The 19,860-nt window shown below is 67.0% G+C and carries 19 protein-coding genes; 1 reads left to right on the top strand and 18 read right to left on the bottom strand.

The genetic code is table 11. The features are described from left to right. Positions 1-75 precede the first annotated feature (75 nt). The 15 genes from dnaG to rpsP all read right to left on the bottom strand — a co-directional run bounded on the left by dnaG (position 76) and on the right by rpsP (position 16,514). Positions 76-2,121, bottom strand: coding sequence for a DNA primase (gene dnaG / locus GDJ97_RS04460; protein WP_152070005.1), 2,046 nt, complete (start codon positions 2,119-2,121; stop codon positions 76-78). Positions 2,122-2,184: 63 nt separating this feature from the next. Continuing rightward, positions 2,185-3,228, bottom strand: a complete 1,044-nt coding sequence (gene ribF / locus GDJ97_RS04455; RefSeq protein WP_152070004.1) for a riboflavin biosynthesis protein RibF — start codon at positions 3,226-3,228, stop codon at positions 2,185-2,187. After that, positions 3,225-4,196: a tRNA pseudouridine(55) synthase TruB gene (gene truB, locus GDJ97_RS04450; protein ID WP_152070003.1), complete on the bottom strand. Its 972-nt coding sequence runs from the start codon at positions 4,194-4,196 to the stop codon at positions 3,225-3,227. Before truB ends, ribF begins: the two co-directional genes overlap by 4 nt. 99 nt (positions 4,197-4,295) lie before the next feature. Next, the gene (locus GDJ97_RS04445; RefSeq protein ID WP_152070002.1) at positions 4,296-5,432 is read right to left on the bottom strand and encodes a bifunctional oligoribonuclease/PAP phosphatase NrnA; all 1,137 of its coding nucleotides are present in this window, start codon (positions 5,430-5,432) and stop codon (positions 4,296-4,298) included. Positions 5,433-5,448: 16 nt separating this feature from the next. Next, a complete protein-coding gene (rbfA, locus tag GDJ97_RS04440) occupies positions 5,449-5,868 on the bottom strand; it encodes a 30S ribosome-binding factor RbfA (protein WP_152070001.1) in 420 nt (139 codons plus the stop codon). A gap of 15 nt (positions 5,869-5,883) precedes the next feature. Then, positions 5,884-8,568 carry a translation initiation factor IF-2 gene (gene infB, locus GDJ97_RS04435; RefSeq protein WP_152070102.1) on the bottom strand — a complete coding sequence of 895 codons (2,685 nt, stop codon included), beginning with the start codon at positions 8,566-8,568 and terminating at the stop codon, positions 5,884-5,886. Between the two features lie 69 nt (positions 8,569-8,637). Continuing rightward, positions 8,638-9,900 carry a transcription termination factor NusA gene (nusA, locus tag GDJ97_RS04430; RefSeq protein ID WP_152070000.1) on the bottom strand — a complete coding sequence of 421 codons (1,263 nt, stop codon included), beginning with the start codon at positions 9,898-9,900 and terminating at the stop codon, positions 8,638-8,640. Positions 9,901-9,903: 3 nt separating this feature from the next. Then, entirely contained in the window at positions 9,904-10,398 is a 495-nt protein-coding gene (gene rimP / locus GDJ97_RS04425) for a ribosome maturation factor RimP (protein ID WP_152069999.1), read from the bottom strand. Positions 10,399-10,602: 204 nt separating this feature from the next. Then, on the bottom strand, positions 10,603-12,696 hold the full coding sequence (gene glyS / locus GDJ97_RS04420; protein WP_152069998.1) for a glycine--tRNA ligase subunit beta: 2,094 nt from the start codon (positions 12,694-12,696) through the stop codon (positions 10,603-10,605). Then, a complete protein-coding gene (locus GDJ97_RS04415; protein WP_373422662.1) occupies positions 12,697-13,590 on the bottom strand; it encodes a glycine--tRNA ligase subunit alpha in 894 nt (297 codons plus the stop codon). It lies immediately after the preceding gene. A gap of 333 nt (positions 13,591-13,923) precedes the next feature. Continuing rightward, positions 13,924-14,487, bottom strand: coding sequence for a signal peptidase I (gene lepB, locus GDJ97_RS04410; RefSeq protein ID WP_152069996.1), 564 nt, complete (start codon positions 14,485-14,487; stop codon positions 13,924-13,926). Positions 14,488-14,490: 3 nt separating this feature from the next. After that, positions 14,491-15,282 (bottom strand): tRNA (guanosine(37)-N1)-methyltransferase TrmD, encoded by a 792-nt coding sequence (gene trmD, locus GDJ97_RS04405; protein ID WP_152069995.1) that lies wholly within the window; start codon positions 15,280-15,282, stop codon positions 14,491-14,493. 64 nt (positions 15,283-15,346) lie between these two features. After that, complete coding sequence (locus GDJ97_RS04400; RefSeq protein WP_226808819.1) at positions 15,347-15,757, bottom strand: ribosome maturation factor RimM; 411 nt, start codon at positions 15,755-15,757, stop codon at positions 15,347-15,349. Positions 15,758-15,869: 112 nt separating this feature from the next. Next, entirely contained in the window at positions 15,870-16,172 is a 303-nt protein-coding gene (locus tag GDJ97_RS04395) for a KH domain-containing protein (RefSeq protein WP_193221307.1), read from the bottom strand. 3 nt (positions 16,173-16,175) lie between these two features. After that, positions 16,176-16,514 carry a 30S ribosomal protein S16 gene (rpsP, locus tag GDJ97_RS04390; RefSeq protein ID WP_152069994.1) on the bottom strand — a complete coding sequence of 113 codons (339 nt, stop codon included), beginning with the start codon at positions 16,512-16,514 and terminating at the stop codon, positions 16,176-16,178. A 254-nt stretch (positions 16,515-16,768) separates the two neighbouring features. Here rpsP and dinB point away from each other — a divergent pair, with 254 nt between their 5' ends. Next, positions 16,769-18,061 carry a DNA polymerase IV gene (gene dinB, locus GDJ97_RS04385; RefSeq protein ID WP_152069993.1) on the top strand — a complete coding sequence of 431 codons (1,293 nt, stop codon included), beginning with the start codon at positions 16,769-16,771 and terminating at the stop codon, positions 18,059-18,061. Positions 18,062-18,064: 3 nt separating this feature from the next. Here dinB and rsfS read toward each other — a convergent pair whose 3' ends face one another. From rsfS to nadD, 3 genes are all read right to left on the bottom strand, one after another. Then, positions 18,065-18,463 (bottom strand): ribosome silencing factor, encoded by a 399-nt coding sequence (gene rsfS / locus GDJ97_RS04380; RefSeq protein ID WP_226808829.1) that lies wholly within the window; start codon positions 18,461-18,463, stop codon positions 18,065-18,067. A gap of 78 nt (positions 18,464-18,541) precedes the next feature. Further along, a complete protein-coding gene (yqeK, locus tag GDJ97_RS04375; RefSeq protein WP_306437636.1) occupies positions 18,542-19,177 on the bottom strand; it encodes a bis(5'-nucleosyl)-tetraphosphatase (symmetrical) YqeK in 636 nt (211 codons plus the stop codon). Beyond that, positions 19,174-19,860, bottom strand: a complete 687-nt coding sequence (nadD, locus tag GDJ97_RS04370; protein ID WP_152069991.1) for a nicotinate-nucleotide adenylyltransferase — start codon at positions 19,858-19,860, stop codon at positions 19,174-19,176. The genes yqeK and nadD overlap by 4 nt, the downstream gene beginning before the upstream one ends.

The raw sequence follows: 19,860 nt of genomic DNA, 5'->3' as shown, positions 1-19,860 counted from the left end.
ACCTTGGGTTCCATACCCGAACGCGCGGTATTTCTTCGCGTCTTCCGGCAAGGGAATCGCAGCAAGGCCCGAAGGTTACTCGTCGTTGCGGAACGGGTCGGCCACGCCCTCGAGCTCTCTGGCAAGCTCGCGCGCCCGTGCCGCGTCGCGCGTCGCCTGAATGGTGAGCTCGCGGCGCTCGCCGGCGTCAGACACCCTGCCGCTGCGGATCTTAGCCTGCGTCGAGCGCATGCGGCGATTGACGGTATAGAGCTCGAGGGTGTCGAGCAGGAACTTGACGTTGGTCGTCGTGGGATGCGCGCTCGTGGCCTCGAGGGTTCCGCTCGAGACGAGCTCGGCGGCTTCGGGGCAAACGGCGCGCGCCGCTTCCATGGCCCCGGCGCCGTCGGTGCCCTCGGGCGTTGAGAGCACCGCCCAGGCGATCGCCTCGTTTCTCGGCTCCACCCAGTTGAAGTCCGCGATACGCTCGGCATAGGGACGGAACACGTCGGGATACGACGTGAGGAGCGTGAGGAGCTCGCGCTCGCAGCCGAGCGCGCGGCGCTCGAGGTCGGTGAGGACGGGCACGGCGGTCGTTTGGGCCCAGGGCGAGGGGGCTCCGGCGGCCCCTGTTGCTTTGGGGACATCGAAGCCCCCGTCCTCCGGCGGAAGCGGCATGTCGTCGTAGGTATCCAGCGGGACCTCCTCATCGGAGGGCGCGCTGGAATCGGTTGAGATCACGGGGCCGGCGGACTCGGGACGACCGGCAGGCTGGTGACCGGTGGCGCCACCTCGACGCGCGCGCGCAGCGGCGGAAGCCTCAAAGCGCTCCTCGCGCACTCGGGCACGCTCCTCCGACCGTGCAACCTCGCGGAACACGTTGGGCGCAGCCTCGCGCACCATGGCGACGTCGATGTCCAGCAAGTCCGCGATGCGCATGTAGTAGGAGTCGATCATATAGCTCGCGCGCAGGGGGTAGATGAGTCGAAGCGCGTCGTCGAGCGCCTTGGCGCGACCGCCCGGAGTGGAGACGTCGCTTCGATCCTCAAGCTTTCGGAACACGAAGTCCAGGAGCGGCTCGGCCTTTTCGAGGAGCGCGCGCAGCGCGTCACCGCCCCGTGCGTGGACGAAGTCGTTGGGATCCATGTCATCGGGCAGTATCACGCAGCGGAGGTCAACGTCGGCACCCTCGACGAATTGGATCGCGCGCTCGGCGGCCTTCTGCCCGGCCGCGTCGCCATCGAAGAGGTAGACGATCCGCTTGGCGAAGCGCGTGAGGGTCTTCACGTGGTGCTCCGTGAGCGCGGTTCCGAGCGTGGCGACCACGTTGCCGATACCGCCCTCCCAGCAGGCGATAGCATCGGTGTAGCCCTCGACCACGATCGCCTCATCCTGGGCGACGATGTGCTCCTTAGCCCAGTTAAAGCCGTAGAGGTTGCGTTTCTTGTGAAAGAGGGGCGTCTCGGCCGTGTTCAGGTACTTGGGCTCGCCATCCCCCGTGATTCGCCCGCCGAACGCGATGCAGCGGCCCTGCTCGTCGAAGATGGGGAACATGACGCGGTCAAAGAAGCGATCCGCGAGGCCGCGGTTCCGAGAGACCGCGACGTTGGCGTCGATCATCTCCCGCGGCGTGAACCCCGCGGCGCGGAGGTGCGCTACGAGCGAGCCGCGCCCGGGCGCGTAACCCAGTCGATAGCGCTTGCACACCGCGGCGTCGAGCTGGCGTTTCTTGCAGTACGCCCGGCCGGTATCGTCCTTGCCCCGCATGAGCATCGTGTGGAAGAAGGTGCTCGCCTCCTCGCAGCAGGCGATGAGGCGAGCACGCTTGGTCCCGGAGCCCCGTTGGCCCTGCGTGTCGCTGATCTCGATGTTCGCCCGGTCGGCGAGGTAGTGGATGGCCTCGGGGAAGCTCAGGTTCTCACGCTTCATGACGTACTTGAAGGCGTCGCCGCCCTCGCCGCAGCCAAAGCAGTGCCACACCTGGGTGGCGGGGATGATGTGGAAGCTCGGGGTCTTCTCACCATGAAAAGGGCAGCAGCACCAGAACTCGCGACCGCGCGGTTTGAGCTCGACGGTTTCCTGCACGAGCTGAACCAGGTCCGTCGCAGCGCGCACGCGCTCGATGTCCTCGTCAGAGATCATGTGGGAACCTCCCCATAGCAGCGAACCTTCAACAACCGAACCAATGCCAACCGATTCCCCGGCTTATCGAGCAAGGGAGACGCCTTCGCTACCGAGCTGTTGCCGTACATCCTCGATGTTACCCCGTACGGCAGACACGAGTTCGCCGATCGAGGAAAAGTGAATCTGGGGCCTCAGGCGCTCCGTGAAGAGCACCGTCACCTCGCGGCCGTAGAGGTCGCCGGAGAAGCCGAGCAGCGTGGCCTCGAGCGTGGCGGAACTCGGATCGTTCGCGAACATGGGCGGTAGTCCGACGTTGACGGCGGAGGGATAGGCAACGTCGGGATCGCCATGCATACCGGGAACGAGGGTCCAGCCGGCGTAGACGCCGTCGGCAGGCATCTGGATGAGCTCGGAGCGTGCCACGTTCGCGGTGGGGAAGCCCATGCCGGTGCCCTTCCCGCGCCCATGGACCACGGTGCCGCGCACCGCATAGGGACGCCCGAGCAGCCGATGGGCCTCGGGAAGATCGCCCTGGGCGATGAGCTCGCGGATGCGGGTGGCTGAGATGGCGGAGCCGTCCTCCCAAACGAGCTCGTGCCCGGTCACGGCGATGCCGCGTTCCTCGCCCCAGCGCTTCAGCACCTCGACGGTGCCCGCGCCGTGGGCGCCTAGGCGAAAGTTCGAGCCCACGTGGACGGAGCGGATATCCAGGATGCGCCCGAGCACGTCATCGAAGAACGCACGATGGTCGAGCGCCGCGAGCTTGGGGGTGAAGGGCACTACGACGACGCGATCGACGCCGCTGCGCGCCAGCGCCGCGAGGCGGTCGTGGCGGGTCATGAGCTTGGGCGCCGGGGCAGGGGCGACCACGGTGTCGGGATCGGGGTCGAAGGTCACCGCGATGGCCTCGACCCCGCGGGCGCGCGCGTCGGCGATAAGGCCGTCGAGGAGGTGGCGATGGCCGCGGTGCACGCCGTCGAAGGCGCCGATGGCGATCGCGGCGGGCAGCGGAGCCGTCGCGCCGGGACGAGATGGAAGGCCTGGATCCAAACGGAGCAGCGGGGCCGCCGTTCCATAGAGCATGAAATCGCGTGCGAGCTTCCGAGCCAGGGAAACGTCACTCATAGTCGAACCCCTTCGATAGGCTGCGGATATACCTGTTCCATCACGAGTAGGCCGGCATCCGGCCGCGCGATGGCGTGGAGCTTTCCCCCGTGCACGAGCGCGATGGAAGCAGGGGTCGCCGCGTCGAGATCGGTCAGGCTAACATCGCAGCGAAGCGAACGGCCGAAGGAGATGTCCGCGAGCTCGCGCTCCCCTACCTCGCGCGCGGTGAGGCCGAGCGCCGCCACCGGGTCAAGGGCGTGGGCGCGCGCGACATCGGCATCGAGCCCCTCGAGGGAAACGCTCCGGCCGAGGTCGACGCATCCCGACGAGGTGCGCCGAAGCGCGGAGACATGGGCGGCGGACCCCGCCGCGCGTCCGATGTCGCGAGCGAGCGAGCGGATATAGGTACCCTTGCTCACGCTGAAGGCGACCGTCCAGACGGGAACCGCTCGGCGCGGCCCCGCCTCCCCATCGGGTAGCTCCTCGGATTCGATCGAGAGCAGCGCAGCCAGGCCCACCTCGATGGGCCTGGCGGGAAGGTCCACGTCCTCCCCTGCGCGCGCCCGCTTATAGGAACGGACGCCGTTGACGGAGATGGCGGAGTACGCGGGAGGAACCTGCATCGAGGAGCCGAGGAAGCGCTTGAGGACGGCGTGGGCGAACGACTCGTCCCAGAGCTCGTCGGCGCACGGGGCCGCCGCGGTTCGCCGGCCCTCGGCATCATCGGTGTCGGTCTCGGATCCAAAGCGGATGCGGGCCACATACCCCTTCGTATCGAGGGTGAGGGCCCCGAGCAGACGGGTCGCCTGGCCGATTCCGACGACCATCACACCGGATGCCAGGGGGTCGAGCGTCCCGGCGTGTCCCACGCGGCGCTCGTCGCACGCGCGGCGCACGCGGGCGACCACGTCATGCGAGGTGCAGCCCTCGGGCTTATCGATGGCGATGAGCGCGTTCAGCTGCGACGGTTGTCCGCGACGTGCCATGGACTGGCTCCCTTCAGGGTTCGAGCACGATGCCGTCTCCCCGGTGCCCGGCAGGGCGGGGAGACGGCATCGCCTCGTCTACATGGGTGCAGAAGACGTTCAGGGACGGGGGAACATGCCGGTGTTTCCGGCGGAGAGCATCGAGGTGCGCCCAACGGCGGTGGAGCGGAACGGCACCAACCGACCATCGGGAAGCGCCTGGCAGCAGACGCCCGTGGGATCTTCGCCCACCAGCTGCACGAGCAGGGGGAGGATCTCATCGAGTGCCTGCGCGACGGTGCCATGGTAGGTAAAGCCGGCCGCGGCGGCGTGCCCGCCGCCGCCGAAGCGCTCGGCGATGCCGGAGACGCTGAGCGGGCCCTTGCTCCGCAGGTTTCCGCGCACCTCTCCCCCGCCGGGAGCTTCCTTGAGGAAGAGGCACACCTCGACGCCTCCCACGGAGCGAACGACGTCCACGAGGCCGTCGCATTCGTCCATGCCCACCCCGAAGCGCGCCAGGTCGCCGGCGAAGCTGTAGCTATACGCCACGCGCCCATGGGCGAGCGAGGCGATGCGCCCCATGACCACGGACTCCAGATGCAGATACTCCAGACGCTGGCTCTGGTAGACCTCCAGCGCGATGCGCGCGGGCTCGGCGCCATGGGCAACGAGCTTGGAGGCAACGTGGAAGGCGAGCGGATCGGCGTTCTGGTACTGGAACCGCCCGGTGTCGGTCACGATACCGCAGAGCAGGCAGGTCGCCACATCGGACGTGAGCGTGAAGCCGGTGGCAGCGAGGAAGCGCTCGATGATGACACCGCACGCCGCGCAGTCCGTTCTCCTGACGGCGATGTCGGCAAACTCCTGGCGTGCGGGATGATGGTCGAAGCACGCGACATGCCGGGAGCGCAAGAGTACGAGCCCAGCGTCCTTCAAACGCTCCACCGTGGGCACGTCCACCGAGATGAAGAGGTCAGGAGACCCCTGATAGCGACAGGCGGGCGTTAGCTCGTCGGCACCCGCCATGAAGGCGAGGATTCGCGGCACGGGGGCGTCATCCGCAAGGAGGAACGAGACGTCCTTCTCCGGATAACGCTCGCGGATGGCGAGTCCGAGACCGAGCACGCAGCCGAGGGCATCGCCATCGGGGGCCGTATGACCCGAGATGGCGATGCGATGGGCGCCCTCAATGAGCTTGAAGATGCCCTGAAAGGCTGCGACGCTGGCGTCCGAGCATGCCTGGGATGAAACACCCATTGCTTTGAGCGGCCTCCTAGTCCGTTTCCTGATCGGTAGCGTCGGCAGGGTCCGCGGGGGCGATCGGATAGCCCTCCTCGTCCTTCTCGACATCGATCGTGGCGGGACGCTGCTTCAGCGCCTCGGTGATGCGCTCCGCCTCATCGGTGGAGCGATCGATCCGGAAGTCGAGCTCCGGCGTCACGCGCCAGTCGAGGGCGTGCGCGAGCAGACTCCGGATGCGGCCCTTCGCGGCGGCGAGCGCCTCGAGGACCTCGTCGTAGCGGGCCTCGTCGCAGCTCACGAACACGCGGGCGTAGCTGCGGTCGGGCGCGACGTCCACTCCGGTGAGCGTGACGAGGTCGAGCCGGGGATCCGCGACCTCGAAGAGCAGGATGTAGCCGAGCTTCTCCTGGAGCTGCTGCCCCAGACGGCGCGTGGCGTTCGTCTGCTTCATAGCGGGACCCCCTTGCTACTCGGTACGGGCAACCTGGACGATCTTGTACGCCTCGAGCACGTCGCCCACCTTGATGTCCTGGAACTTCTCGATGCCGAGACCGCACTCGTAACCGGCCTTGACGCTCTTGACGTCGTCCTTGAAGCGGCGCATGGAGGCAAAGCTGCCGTCGAAGATGACCACGCCGTCGCGGACCACGCGGACGCGGTCGTCACGGCTGATCTCGCCCTCGGTGATCATGCAGCCGGCGATGAGGCCGATCTTGGGCACGCGGAAGGTCTCGCGGACCTCGGCGAAGCCGGTCTGGCGCTCCTCCTCGGTGGGCTTGAGCATACCGATGCGCGCGGCGTCGATGTCCTCGATCGCCTTGTAGATGATCGAGTAGGTCTTGATCTGCACGTTCTGCTTCTCGGCCTGCGCGCGCGCCTTGGCGTCCGGGCGGACGCCGAAGCCGATGATGATGGCGTTAGAGGCGTCGGCGAGCGTGACGTCGGTCTCGTTGATGGCGCCCACCGCGGAGTGGATGATGTTGATGCGCACCTCGGACTGGTCCATCTTGCCCAGCGCGTCGGCGAGGGCCTCGATGGAACCCTGGACGTCGGCCTTGACCACGAGGTTGAGCTCCTTGAGCTCGTTCTCGCTCATCTCGGAGAAGAGCGTCTCGAGCGTGACGTGCTTGACCTTGTTCTGCTCCTCGATGCGGGCCTTGAGGGCGCGCTGCTCGGCGAGGTCGCGGGCGTCGCGGTCGTCCTCGAAGACGCGGAACTCGTCACCGGCCACGGGCACGGCGTTCAGGCCCAGGATCTCGACCGGATCGGAGGGCCTGGCCTCCTTTACCTGCTCGCCGCGCGGGTTCAGCATGGCGCGCACGCGGCCCCAGCACTGACCGGCCACGATGGCGTCGCCGATCTTCAGGGTGCCGCGGTTGATGAGGGCCGTGGCCACCGGGCCGCGGCCGCGGTCGAGCTTGCCCTCGAGGATGTAGCCTGAGGCGAAGGTGTCCGGGTTGGCCTTGAGGTCGAGCACGTCGGCCTGCAGGAGGATGGTCTCGAGCAGGTCGTCGATGCCCTGGTGCTTCTTGGCCGAGACGTTCACGAACATGTTCTGGCCGCCCCACTCCTCGGGGATGACGCCGTGCTCGGTGAGCTCCTGGCGCACGCGGTCGGGGTTCGCGTCGGGCTTATCGCACTTGTTCACGGCGACGACGATGGGCACGCCGGCGGCCTTGGAGTGGTTGATGGCCTCGACCGTCTGCGGCATGACGCCGTCGTCAGCGGCCACGACCAGCACGACCACGTCGGTGACCTTGGCGCCGCGGGCACGCATGGCGGTGAACGCCTCGTGCCCCGGGGTGTCGACGAACGTGATGGTACGGCCGTTGATCTTCACTTGGGAGGCGCCGATGTGCTGGGTGATGCCGCCGGCCTCGGTGGCCGTCACGCCGGTGTGGCGGATGGCGTCGAGCAGCGAGGTCTTGCCGTGGTCGACATGTCCCATGACGGTGACCACGGGCGGGCGCGGCTTCAGGTCGGCCGGGTCATCGTAGAAGGAATAGGAGTTCTCCTCCTCCGGCGTGGTTATACGGATCTGGCGGCCCAGGTCGTCGGCGACGAGCTCCACGAGGTCGTCGGACATGGACTGCGTCATGGTGAGCGGGGTACCCAGGAGGAACAGACGCTTGATGATGTCGTTAGCGGAGACGCCCAGCGCCTCGGCGAGCTCGGCCACGGTCACGCCCTGCGGGACCTTGATGGCATCGAGCTCCTCGACGGTCATGCCCTGGTTCTTGGCCTCCTCTTCCTTGCGCTGCAGCTCGGCGCGGGCAGCCTCGCGCTCACGCTTCTCCTTGCGCTTCTTGCGGCGACCGGTGCTCTCGCGGCCAGCCTCCTCGACGGCGGCACGGGCCTCCTCGAGCACCTTCTCACGGCTGTACTCCTCGGCCTCGCGGGCCATGCGGCTGTAGTGATCCTCGTCCCCGTGATCGTGGCCGCCGCGGCGCTTCTTGCCGCCCTTTCCGGCCTTCTCGGGATTGGGAACGTCCATACCGGCGGGCACGGCGGGCGTGGCGTTGCTGCGACGGTGCGCGGGCGCAGTCCCGCGCTCGGGGCGTTCGGGGCGCTCGGTCCGTTCACCGCGGCGCCCGCGACCGCGGGGGCGCTCCTCGGCGGCGGGGGCGGCAGCGGCCTTCTCCTCCTTCTTCTGCTCGAGGACGGCCTCCTGCGCGGCGATCTGGTCGAGCAACGAGCGGAAGCGCGCGCCGGAATCGGTAGCGGGAACCGCGCGCCGCTTGGCCTCGAGCTCCGCGGCGCGGCGCTCCTCCTCGGCCTTCGCACGCGCCTCCTCCTCGGCCTTCGCGGCGGCAGCGCGGGCGGCCTCCTCGGCGGCGCGCTGCTCCTGGGAAATGCGGCGCTCCTCCTGTCGGCGCGCCTCGGCGGCTAGGCGCTGGCGCTCGGCCTCGGCGGCTTTAGCGGCTTCCTCGGCGCGCTCTGCCTCGGCCTCGGCGGCCTTGGCGGCCTCCACCTCGGCGGCGCGCGCCTCGAGGATGGGCGCGAGCTTACGCTTCACGATGGTCACGTACACGTCCTCGAGCATCGAGGACGCCGTGGACGCGGGAATCTTCATCTCGGCGAGTTGTTCCAGGAGCTCCTTGGACGTCATGCCGAACTCCTTGGCGAGCTTGGAAACGCGAACCTTCGCCATGGGCATCTACCTACCTCTCAAGCACGGTCGTGCTCGTTCAAATGGTCAAACGGACGGGCGCGAAAGCGCTTAGACGAGGTCCTCGACGCCCTCGACGGCGTCTTCGCCGGCGGCCATGGCCTCGTGCACGCCGCAGTAGCGGGAGCCGGGACGCGCCTGGTTGCGGCAGCGGACGCCGGACTCGGACACGTACGCGCAGCGCTCGGGCTCGAGGTCGCCCTCGCTCGAATCGAGCAGGTCTTCCGGCTCGGAGGTGGGGGCGGGCACGTTCTTCAGGATGTCGGCTGCGAGCGTCTCGTTCTTGATATCGATGTGCCAACCGGTCAGGCGGGCGGCGAGGCGCGCGTTCTGGCCCTCCTTGCCGATGGCGAGGGAGAGCTGGTCGTCGGGCACGATCACGCCGGCGTAGTTCTTCTCCTCGTCGATGAGCACGCGGGAGACCTTCGCCGGGGAGAGCGCGTTGGCGACGTAGACGGCGGGATCCTCGTTCCAGAGAATCACGTCGACGCGCTCGCCGCGCAGCTCGCCCACGACGGCGCGCACACGGCTACCCTTGGGACCGACGCAGGCGCCCACGGGGTCCAGGCGGTCGTCCAGGGAGTGTACGGCCACCTTGGAGCGCTGGCCGGGCTCACGTGCGATGGACTTGATCTCGACCGTGCCCTCGTAGATCTCGGGCACCTCCTGCTCGAAGAGCGCCTTGATGAGGGCGGGATGCGTGCGGGAGATGACGATGGGCGGACGGCTGTGCTCGCCGCGCACCGGGGGCAGCGTGGAGTTCGGGTCGCGCACGTCGATGATGACGGCCTTGATGCGTTGGTTGTGCATGTAGCGCTCACCCTGCGGGCGCTCGTTGCGCTCGTTCTCGAAGCGGCGCTGATCGAAGTGGGGCAGCTCGGCCTCCACGCCCTCGCGGATCTTCACGATCGTGAAGTCGGAGGTGGACTGCAGCACGGTGCCGTTGATGAGCTCGCCGATGCGACCGGAGAACTCCTCGTAGATCTGCTCGCGGGCGGCGTTTCGCACGATGGCGTTGATCTCGGCCTTGGCGTGCTGGGCGGCGATGCGCGAGGTATCGGAGGGGGTCACGTCGATCTCGTCGAAGCGGGTGTAGTTGCCCTCCTCGTCCATGGAATCATCGTCCGGCACGAGCTTGTAGACGTAGATCTTGCCGGTATCGCGGTCGATGGTGACCTTGGCGCCCCAGTCGAGGTGCAGGATCTCGGCGTAGCTCTTGGCGAGCGACTGCTCCAGGCTGTCGATGAGCGCGAGTTGGTCGATATGACGCTCCTGGCAGAGCTCCTGGAGGGCTTCCATCATCTTGGATGCCATGGGTTACTCCCCTTCCTTCTTGGGCTTGAAGTCGTAGACGGGCTTCAGGTTGCACTTCTTGACGGTGTCGAACGGAAAATCACGGCGCTCGCCGTCCTCGAGCTCGAGGGTGACGCCCCCGTCCGTTGAGGCGACGATGGTCCCCGTCCACTTCCGGCGCCCCGAGACGGCGGAAGTGGCAAGCTCGACCTCCTGACCGGCGAAGCGGACGAAGTCCGCGGGCCGACGCAGCGGGCGCGCCATACCAGGGCTCGAGACCTCGAGCGTGTAGCTGCCGGACACGGGGTCGAGTTCCTCCACCACGGCGGAGACCCACGCGTTCTGCGCGGTCACCTCGTCGAGCGTGATGGGGCCCCCGTCTAGGTTGTCGATGCGCACGCGGACGCACGGAGCCTTGGTGGCGCCCGTGACCTCAACGTCCACGACATCGATGCCATGCTGTACGGCCACTGCTTCGAGTGCGTCGATGATCCGCTGCTCAAGCTCGGTCTTCACCATGGGACACCTCCTCGTTCACGAAAAAGGAGCGGGGCCGAAACCCCACTCCCACTCAAATTTGCGTTCAATTCCTTATAAATCATATCACACGCTGGTAGATGAGGTGCTCTATATCCACGCACCCGGGCGTTGAGTACTGCTGCGGCCACGAAATCTTCACGAAAGTAGCCGGTGAGCGGTTCGCGCGGGTTGCCAGCTGACGAGTTACTTCTTCTTGGCCATCTCGCCGATGTTCGCGACGCCGGCGAAGACGCGCTCGAAGCGGTTGAGCAGACGCAGGCGGTTCTCGCGCAGGGCCTGATCCTCATCCATCACCATGACATCGCCGAAGAAGGCGTCGATGGGCTCGCGGAGCGCGGCGAGGGCGGCGATCACAGAGGTGAAGTCCTTGGCGGCGAGTGCGGAGTCGATGCTCGCGCCGGCGGCGTCCACGGCCTCGATCAGCGCGCGCTCGGCGTCGCCGGCGAGGGCCGTGTCGACCTCGCAGCCAAGATCGGCCTGGGCCAGGTGCGCAGCGCGGGCATAGGCCGTGGCCAGGTTCTCGAAGGCCTCGGGATCCTGCTCACGGGCGTCCTCGAGGGCGTGGGCGAGCGCGAAGAAATCATCCGGGGCGGTGACGTTGCCCGCCGAGACGGCGGCGACCACGTCGGGCGAGACGTGCTCGTCGCGCGCGATCTGCTGCATGCGGCCGAGGATGAACGCGCAGACCGCATCGGCGGTGGCGTCCATGTCGAACTCGATGCCCTGCTCGGCGTAGACGGCAAGCGCGGCGCGGACGATGCCCTCGTAGCCGATGTGCAGGCGGTCGCGCAGGATGTTCACGACGCCGATCGCGGCGCGGCGTAGCGCGAAGGGATCCTTGGAACCGGTGGGCGGCTCGTCGATGGCGAACATGCCGGCGATGGTGTCGAGCTTATCGGCTACGGCGACCACGCAGCCGCAGATGCCGGCGGGCAGGTCGTCTCCGGCGAAGCGCGGACGGTAGTGGTCGCGGATACCCTCGGCGACCTCTTCGCCCTCGCCCTGGGCGAGCGCGTAGTAGCCGCCCATGACGCCCTGCTGGCTCGTGAACTCGATCACCGCGGAGGAGACGAGGTCGGCCTTGGCGAGGTGGGCAGCACGTGCGCAGGAGGCGGCGAGCTGGGCACCCAGGCGCGCCTCGCGGGCGATTGCGAGGGCGAGGTCCTCGATGCGCTCGGACTTCTGCAGGACGTTACCGAGCTTCTGCTGGAAGCCCACGTTGGCGAGGCGCTCGCGGAAGGTGTCGAGCGGGATTCGCAGGTCCTCGTCGTAGAAGAACTTGGCGTCGTAGAGGCGGGCGCGCACCACGCGCTCGTTGCCGTCGATGACCGTGTCCGAGACGGCCGGATCGGCGTTGGAGACCACCACGAAGGCGCGGGTCAACTTGCCCTCCGCGTCGTAGGTGGGGAAATAGCGCTGGTTGGTGAGCATGGACTCGCAGATGATCTCCTGCGGCACGTGCAGGAACTCCTCGTCGAAGTGACCGACGAGCACCGTGGGCCACTCGCAGAGGTTCACGACCTCGTCGAAGACCTTCTTGGGCGTGTCCACGCGGACGCCGAGCTCCTCCTCCACCTTGGCGATACCCTCGCGGATGACGCGCTCGCGCTCCTCGGCGGTAAGCACGAAGGCATCCTTCAGCACGAGCTCGTAGGTGGACGGCGTGGGGACGGTGTGCGCGCCGGGGGCGAGCACGCGGTGGCCCTGCGTGGTGTTGCCGCTCTCCACGTCGGCGTAGGCGACGGGCACCACGTCGGTACCGAGCAGCGCGCAGATCCAGCGGACGGGGCGCACGAAGGTCTCGCGCTCGCTCCCCCACCGCTGGCTGCGGTAGTTCGGCCACTCCAGGTTGGCGATCACGTCGTGACCCAGGGCGGAGAGGATGGGCAGCGCGGGCTTGGCGGGAACGTTGCGCTCGGCGAAGACGTACTCGCGGCCATCCGCGTCCTCGCGGCGCACGAGCTCGGAGGCATCGACGCCGTTCTTGCGGGCGAAGCCCTGGGCGGCCTTGGTGGGGTTGCCCTCGGCGTCGAAGGCGATGTTCGCAGCCGGGCCGCGGTTCACCTCATGGAGCTCCTCGGTCGCCGTGGCGACGTCGCGAACGTAGGCGGCCAGGCGGCGGGGTGAGGAGATGACGCGCACCTCGCCGTGGGAGAGGCCGGCCGCGTCGAGACCACCGGCCACGAGCTTGCCGAACTGCTTGACGGCGTTGTTGAGCGGTGCGGACGGCATCTCCTCGACGCCGACCTCGATCAGAAAGTCGCGGGACTCGGACATCTACGCCACCTCCCCTTCCAGGGCAGCGCCCTGCTTCTCGTCATCTTGAGCTGACGCCACGTGCTTGAGGTAGCACTCGCACGACGCCTTGGCGAGCGTGCGTACGCGCAGGATGTACGCCGCGCGCTCCGTGGCGGAAAGCGCACCGCGCGAGTCGAGCAGGTTGAACGCGTGGCTGCACTTGAGCACGCAGTCGTAGCCCGGAAGCGGCAGGTTCGCATCGAGGCAGGCATGGCACTCGCGCTCGTAGTCGTCGAACTTCTGGCGCATCATCTCGACGTTCGCTATCTCGAAGTTGTAGGCCGAGAACTCGCGCTCGTTCTCCAGGAAAACGTCGCCGTAGGTCATGGGAGTGCCGTCGGGGAGATAGCTCCAGACCAGGTCGTACACGGAGGTGACGCCCTGGGCGTACATGGCAATGCGCTCGAGGCCGTAGGTGATCTCAACGGGCACGGGATCGCACTCGATGCCGCCCACCTGCTGGAAGTACGTGAACTGCGTGACCTCCATGCCGTCGAGCCAGACCTCCCAGCCGAGTCCCCAGGCGCCGAGCGTCGGGCTCTCCCAGTCGTCCTCCACGAAGCGCACGTCGTGCTTAGCGGGGTCCAAGCCGATGGCAGCGAGAGACCCCAGGTAAAGCTCTTGCGAGTTCACCGGGCTCGGCTTGATGAGCACCTGGAACTGGTAGTAGTGCTGCATGCGGTTCGGGTTCTCACCGTAGCGGCCATCCGCCGGACGACGGCAGGGTTGCGGATAGCAGGTACGCCACGGATCCTTGCCGAGCGAGCGCAGGAGCGTCGCGGTATGGAACGTGCCGGCGCCGACCTCGGAATCGTAGGGCTGCATGACGGTGCAACCATGGCCCGCCCAGTAGTGCTCGAGGGCGAGGATCATGTCTTGGAAGGTGAGGGCTTGAGATGCCACGCGAAAGTCCCTTCTCGTCAGTTGACATACGAGCCTGCATGATAGCGCAAATGGAGGTCCCCGGCCGCCCGCCGGCGCGGTCTCCGCCGTTTCACCGCGGGCCGTTCTCGCGAGACTGGAAGATACGGGCGCGAAGCCTCAGGAACGCGCCAAAACGAAGACGGCCCTGTCCTCCCAACAAGTTCAGGGCCGCGGCGCGTTCCTGGACTTCACACCCATATCTTCTCAGTTCGCTCGTAAGGCCCGCGGTGAAACGGCGGAGATCGCGCCGGCGGGCGGCCGGGGACCGAGGGGGGGATGGACCTACTCGAGCGGTCCGATGCGATCGAGCGGCCAGTAGCGGAAGACCCCGACGGCGATGAGGTCGTCCTCGCTCACGGCACCGAAGTACCGCGAGTCCGCGGAGTTCTCGCGGTTGTCGCCCATTACCCACACGCACCCCTCGGGAACCGTGTAGGGAAAGCTCACCTCAACGCCCGGCGCCTGCACGTCGAGCGGATAGCTGCTCCCCGAGGCGTAGGGCTCGTCCAAGGCCTGTCCGTCCACGTAGACGGTACCGTTCTGAAGATCGACGGTTTGGCCGGCGGTGGCGATGACGCGCTTCACCAGGATATCGTGGTCGGAGCTGCCATCAGGATTATGGAAGACGACGATATCGCCCCGAGAGACGCCCTTGCCCATCTCGAGGGTCACCTTCTGGGCGATCAGGTTGTCGCCCACGAGGATCGTCGGCTCCATGGAGGCCGTGGGCACGGTGTAGGGGCTCGCCACGTACTCGCGGATGAGAAACGAAGCCACGAAGGCGATGGCAAGGACAAGGACCCACTCGAGGGCCGAGCGGATGAGCGAATTACCCGTGGGAGCCATAGACTACGACCTTTCATCCAAAGGGGAACCGGGTTTACCGGCAGAGGCGTCCAAGCGTTCCAACAAATCCTCGGCATACGCGCGTTCATCGGCAGTGAGCTCGGCCGTGGAAATGAGATCCGGCCGCCAGCGACAGGTGCGCTCGACGGCGTTTTGGCGACGCCAGGCATCGACCTTGGCATGGTCGCCGGAAAGCAGGATGTCGGGCACGCCCATGCCGCGGAAATCAGCGGGACGCGTGTACTGCTCGTACTCGAGGAGGCCTCCGCCGGAGGCCGTGGCGAAGCTCTCGTCCACGTTGCTCATGTCGTCGCCGAGCGCACCGGGAATCAGGCGCACCACGGCGTCCGCCACGATGAGCGCCGGGAGCTCGCCGCCGGTGAGCACGTAGTCGCCGATGCAGAGGCGTTCGTCCGCGAGCTCGTAGGCCCGCTCGTCCATACCCTCGTAACGACCGCAGACCATGAGGATGCGCTCGCTACGGGCGAGGCGCTCGGCCACGTGTTGATCGAAGACATCGCCGCAGGGCGTGAAGAAGACCACATGGGGCTTCGGCAGTCCGGAGTCTGCTGAGAGCGCCTCGACGGCCTCGAAGATGGGCTCGGGCTTCATGAGCATGCCCGCACCGCCGCCAAAGGGTGCATCGTCCACCGTGCGATGACGATCATGGGTCCAATCGCGAAGATCGTGGGCCCGGAAGTCGAACAATCCCGCACGACGCGCGCGCCCCATGATGGAGGAGGACATATAGGGCTCAAAGACCTCCGGAAAAACGGAAAGCGTCTCGATGAGCATAGGATGACCTCCCTGAAAAGGCGGGGCGAACGGTAAGGCGTTAAACGGCAGATGAGAAGAGCGATCAGGCCTCGATGAGCCCGTCGAGCGCCCGGACGGTAATCGGTCCCGCAGGAGAGATCTCATCGACGACCTGAGGAATCACCGGAAGGAGCACTTCGCCGTACCCTCCCCCGTCCACAACCCAGACATCGTTAGCGGGCGTCTCCATGACCTCGCGGATGGAGCCGAGGTTCCCATAGCGCACATCTTCGACCGCACGCCCTATGAGCTCGTCGAAGGCGATATCGAGCTCGCTGAGCTCGAGGTCCTCGGCATGGGCGAGCACGAGGCACCCCACCAGGCCCTCGGCATCCGCGATGCTCAAGCAGCCAGAGAAGCGCACGCGCGCGGAATCGTCATCGAGCGCCGAGACGACCTCGACGGAAACGAAGCGATCTCGGTCGAGCGCCGGCGGCGTGAGAGCAACCTGCATGCCGGGCCGTAGAGAGAAAGGAAGGCCGCGCAGCGCGACTGCGACGACCTCCCCGTTTCTGCCCTGCGTCTTCACGATGCGGGCAATGTTTCTGTACGGCCTGGCCAGCACGCTAGCCAATGACCTCAACCTCGACGCTCGTCCCCAGACGCGCCGCGAGGGCGCGAGCGAGGGTGCGGATGGCCTTGATGGTGCGGCCATGGCGACCGATGACCTTGGCGACGTCATCCTCGGCAACGGACACCTCGATCGTCGAGGAGTCCTCGCCATCGATAACCTCGAGGCTCACGGAGTCGATATCGTCCACGATGTTGACGATAAGGTACTCCACAAGATCGGCGATGCGATCGGAGAGAAGCTGCTCATCAGCGGCGTCAGTGGCCTCGAAATCAGATGAGATGAGCTCTTCGGCCACGATTTACTCCTCGGAGCCCTCGGCAGCAGCGGCCTCCTCGGCGGCCTTGGCCTCCTTGGCGAGCTGCTTCTTGGACTTCTTCTTCTCGACCTCGGCCTTGGGGCCCTCGTTCGCGGCCTTGACCAGAGCGGCAACGGCATCGGTGAGCTGGGCGCCCTTGCCCTGCCAGTCGGCGATCTTCTCGAGGTCCAGATCGATGGTCTTGGGATTGGTGAGCGGGTTGTAGCGGCCCACCTCCTCGATCAGGCGACCATCGCGGGGCGAACGGGAATCAGCCACGACGACGCGGTAGTACGGACGCTTCTTCGAGCCGTGACGGGCAAGGCGAATCTTGACTGCCAATGCAAACTCCTCCATCTTTTGCAACCCACCACGGGCCGCACCGATAAACAAACGTTAGATATGATACGTCATCGGCAGGAGCAGGTGAAGCCCCTTACGGGCACTTCTTCGGGATGGCCGACAACGTTTCCACATCTTAGCTGGAGGAGCAGGAGCGCGCAAGGTGTCCCGACCGACTCGTCCCCCGGTATCGGATGGTGCCGGCGACATCCGATACCGGGGGACGGACGGGTTGGTTGAGATATACTGGAAGCATGGATACCGAACATACATACGATATCGATGCACTGCGGTTCGCCGAGGGGCTCTTCGGCGGCTGGAAGGGGCCTGCCATCGGCCTCATGGACCTCGACGCCTTCTTTGCGAGCGTGGAGCAGCTCGACCATCCCGAATGGCGAGGTAAGCCCGTGATCGTGGGCGGCGACCCCGAGAAACGCGGCGTAGTTTCGACGGCCTCCTACGAGGCGCGGAGGTTCGGCGTGCACTCGGCGATGTCCAGCGCCCAGGCAAAGCGCCTCTGCCCCGCGGCCATCTGGACCCATGGGCACTTCGACCGCTACCGCGAGATGAGCGCGCGCGTGATGGCCATCCTCGCCGACGAGACGCCCTTCGTGGACCAGGTTTCCATCGACGAGGCCTTCTTCGACATCACGCCGGGACGCTACTCCGTGGAGGGGCCGGTCGAGATCGCGCGCCGCATCTCAGATCGGGTAGCGAAGCTCGGCATCACCTGCTCCATAGGACTCGGATGCAACAAGACGGTCGCCAAGATCGCGAGCGAGCGCGACAAGCCGCGCGGCCTTACCGTGGTGCCACCGGGAACCGAGCACGGCTTCCTGGCCCCGCTCCCGGTGCGCGCCATGAGCGGCATCGGGGCCTCTGCGGACCGCGCGCTCGCCAAGATCGGCGTCCGCACGCTTGGACAGCTCGCGGGGGCTCCCGTCTCCCAGCTCTCCCCCATCTTCGGCGTGAACGCGGAGATGGTCCGCAGGCGCGCTGCGGGGGCCGAGGTGAGCTACGTGCACGCGATCGACGCGCCCGAGGACGTGAAATCCGTAAGCAACGAGCGGACCTTCGCCAAGGACCTCGTGGAGCTCGCGGACGTGAAAGCCGCGCTCGCGCTCATCGGCGAAAGCGTGGGCCGGCGCCTGCGCGCCAAGGGGCTCGCGGGCAGAACGGTCACGGTCAAGCTGAAGCACAGCTATGGCGAGGGGCACACGATGCAGCGCCGGCTCGCCCATCCCACCGACGACGAGAACCTCTTCGTTCCCATTGCCCTCGAGCTCCTGCGCGGGATCTGGCACGAGGGCATGCACGTACGCCTGGCCGGCCTCGGCATGAGCGGGTTCTCGGATGCGGACGCGCCGGTGCAGGCGGACCTCTTCGAGGACCTAGACGAGCGCGGAGCGGTCAGCAGCAACCGTCGTGAGCTCTCCGTTGCCGTGGACCGGCTGCGTGAGCGCTTTGGCGCGGACGCCGTTGCATACGGACGCGCCGCACGATTCAAGGATGACATCGTCCGGCGCGATAAGTACAAGGATGTTTGAGGGCTACTCGAGTCCCAAGTCGAGCTTGGGCGCGTCTCCCCAGAGCTTCTCGAGACGGTAGTACTCGCGTGCCTCGGTCGTCATGACGTGCACGAGGACGCTGCCGTAGTCCATGAGGATCCACTGGCGCTGGTCGCGGCCCTCGATGCTGAAGGGGTGCTCACCGCAGGCCTTGGCGACCTTCTCCTCCACCTCGTCAACCAGCGCGTCCACCAGGCGGGCGTTGGTGCCGGTGCAGATCACGAAGTAGTCGCAGACATCGGAGAGCTCGGTGAGGTCGAGCACGACGACGTCCTCGGCCTTCTTGGCGTCCGCGGCGCGCGCGGCCTCCTCGGCCACGGAGCGCGCGTCGACGCCCGTGCTCGAAAGCGATGCCGAGCTGCGGTCCCCGGCAACGGGCATCTGGATATCCTCGGTGTTCAGGGCCTCGCCCAGCTCGGGCAGCTCTGTCGTCTCGATCGAATCGCTCATGAAATCCCTTCAGTTCGAGGCGGGCTCGTTTCGCCCGTCCATCATAGCGTACGTGTTGTAGATACCCACCGCGGTGGGATAGAGGTAGCGGCCCGTCTGGATCACGTAGACGAGCCCCTGGGAGAAGCACTGGAAGAAGAGCTCGGTCAGTGAGACCTTCCCCGCGAGTTCGCGCAGGCGGTCGGCGTAATCGCCCTTGCGGTGGGGCTCCATGGCGTCGGCCACGAAGACTACCATATCGAGGGGCGACATGTCCTCGGCGCCCACGGTGTGCCGGTCGACGGCCTGGAAGACCGCAGGCGGCAAGTCAGGGAAAAGACGCGGGAGCTCGACGGCGGCCACGGGGCCGTGGAGCAGGGCCACGGAGCGCTCGGCTGGACCGACGATCTTGATGCCGTACCGCTCGGCACGGGCGAGCAGCTCTTCGTTCGTGAGCACCTTGTCCCAATCGTGCACGTACCCGGCGGCCGTGGCCTGGAACTCGTCCACGCCGTAGGTCCGCGCAAGCCGGCCGGCGGTCTCCGCCACGCCGAGCGAGTGCTCGTACCGCTTGGGCTTGACGGGTTCCATATGCGCCTCGAGTGCCCCGCGAATCTGGTCCAAGCGCTCGCGCTCGGCGGCGGTCATCGTGGACTTTCCGTTCATACCTCGGCTCCTTCCACGCGTTCCTGGTGATCGCGGCGATAGAGGCCGTTCTTCTTGATATAGCCCATGACCGACTCGCTCGTGAGGTAGCGGACGCTCTTGCCCTCGGCCACCCGCTCGCGGATGTAGGACGAGCTCACCGCGAGCGCGGGGATCTCGATGTAGCGAACGTCGAACGGCAGGCCCGAACCCTCGACACGCTCGCATGCCTGGTTGATGTCGTAGCCGGGGCGCGTCGCCGCGATGAGCGTGGCGAGGCGCGCGATCTCGGCGGCGTTTCGCCAGGAAAGGATGTCCAGGATGGCATCCGCCCCGGTGATGAAGAACAGCCGCACGTTCTCGGGATAGTGGGCCCGGAGCGCGCGCAGGGTGTCCACCGTGTAGGTGATGCCCTCGCGGTCGATCTCGAACCTGCTCGCGTCGAACGCGGGGTTCGCAGCCGTGGCGAGGAGCGTCATGGCATAGCGGTCCTCGGCGGGGGTGACGCCCCTCCCCTGCTTGAAGGCGGGCTGGCCGGCGGGCATGAAGAGCACGAGATCGAGGCGAAGCGCCTCGCGCGCCTGCTCCGCGGTCACCAGGTGGCCGTAGTGGATGGGGTCGAAGGTGCCGCCCATGATGCCCAGGCGATAGGTCCGGCTGGGATCGGCACCGAGCTCGGGAAGGCCCGGCTGGCGAACGGACAC

The sequence above is a fragment of the Collinsella sp. AK_207A genome (genome assembly GCF_902501965.1).
Taxonomy (GTDB): Bacteria; Actinomycetota; Coriobacteriia; order Coriobacteriales; family Coriobacteriaceae; genus Collinsella.
The sequence above is the reverse complement of the archived record's forward strand: the minus strand, read 5'-3'. Positions and strand labels throughout refer to the sequence as shown.

Bases quoted from the DNA above. Each gene is read 5' to 3' on its own strand.
- rimP (WP_152069999.1), bottom strand. From the start codon at position 10,398: ATGGTGAAGACCGAGCTTGAGCAGCGGATCATCGACGCACTCGAAGCA.
- GDJ97_RS04445 (WP_152070002.1), bottom strand. From the start codon at position 5,432: ATGGGTGTTTCATCCCAGGCATGCTCGGACGCCAGCGTCGCAGCCTTT.
- dinB (WP_152069993.1), top strand. From the start codon at position 16,769: ATGGATACCGAACATACATACGATATCGATGCACTGCGGTTCGCCGAG.
- lepB (WP_152069996.1), bottom strand. From the start codon at position 14,487: ATGGCTCCCACGGGTAATTCGCTCATCCGCTCGGCCCTCGAGTGGGTC.
- infB (WP_152070102.1), bottom strand. From the start codon at position 8,568: ATGGCGAAGGTTCGCGTTTCCAAGCTCGCCAAGGAGTTCGGCATGACG.
- yqeK (WP_306437636.1), bottom strand. From the start codon at position 19,177: ATGAACGGAAAGTCCACGATGACCGCCGCCGAGCGCGAGCGCTTGGAC.
- rsfS (WP_226808829.1), bottom strand. From the start codon at position 18,463: ATGCCCGTTGCCGGGGACCGCAGCTCGGCATCGCTTTCGAGCACGGGC.
- trmD (WP_152069995.1), bottom strand. From the start codon at position 15,282: ATGCTCATCGAGACGCTTTCCGTTTTTCCGGAGGTCTTTGAGCCCTAT.
- rbfA (WP_152070001.1), bottom strand. From the start codon at position 5,868: ATGAAGCAGACGAACGCCACGCGCCGTCTGGGGCAGCAGCTCCAGGAG.
- GDJ97_RS04415 (WP_373422662.1), bottom strand. From the start codon at position 13,590: ATGATCCTCGCCCTCGAGCACTACTGGGCGGGCCATGGTTGCACCGTC.
- nusA (WP_152070000.1), bottom strand. From the start codon at position 9,900: ATGGCATCCAAGATGATGGAAGCCCTCCAGGAGCTCTGCCAGGAGCGT.
- dnaG (WP_152070005.1), bottom strand. From the start codon at position 2,121: ATGATCTCTGACGAGGACATCGAGCGCGTGCGCGCTGCGACGGACCTG.
- glyS (WP_152069998.1), bottom strand. From the start codon at position 12,696: ATGTCCGAGTCCCGCGACTTTCTGATCGAGGTCGGCGTCGAGGAGATG.
- ribF (WP_152070004.1), bottom strand. From the start codon at position 3,228: ATGAGTGACGTTTCCCTGGCTCGGAAGCTCGCACGCGATTTCATGCTC.
- truB (WP_152070003.1), bottom strand. From the start codon at position 4,196: ATGGCACGTCGCGGACAACCGTCGCAGCTGAACGCGCTCATCGCCATC.
- GDJ97_RS04400 (WP_226808819.1), bottom strand. From the start codon at position 15,757: ATGCAGGTTGCTCTCACGCCGCCGGCGCTCGACCGAGATCGCTTCGTT.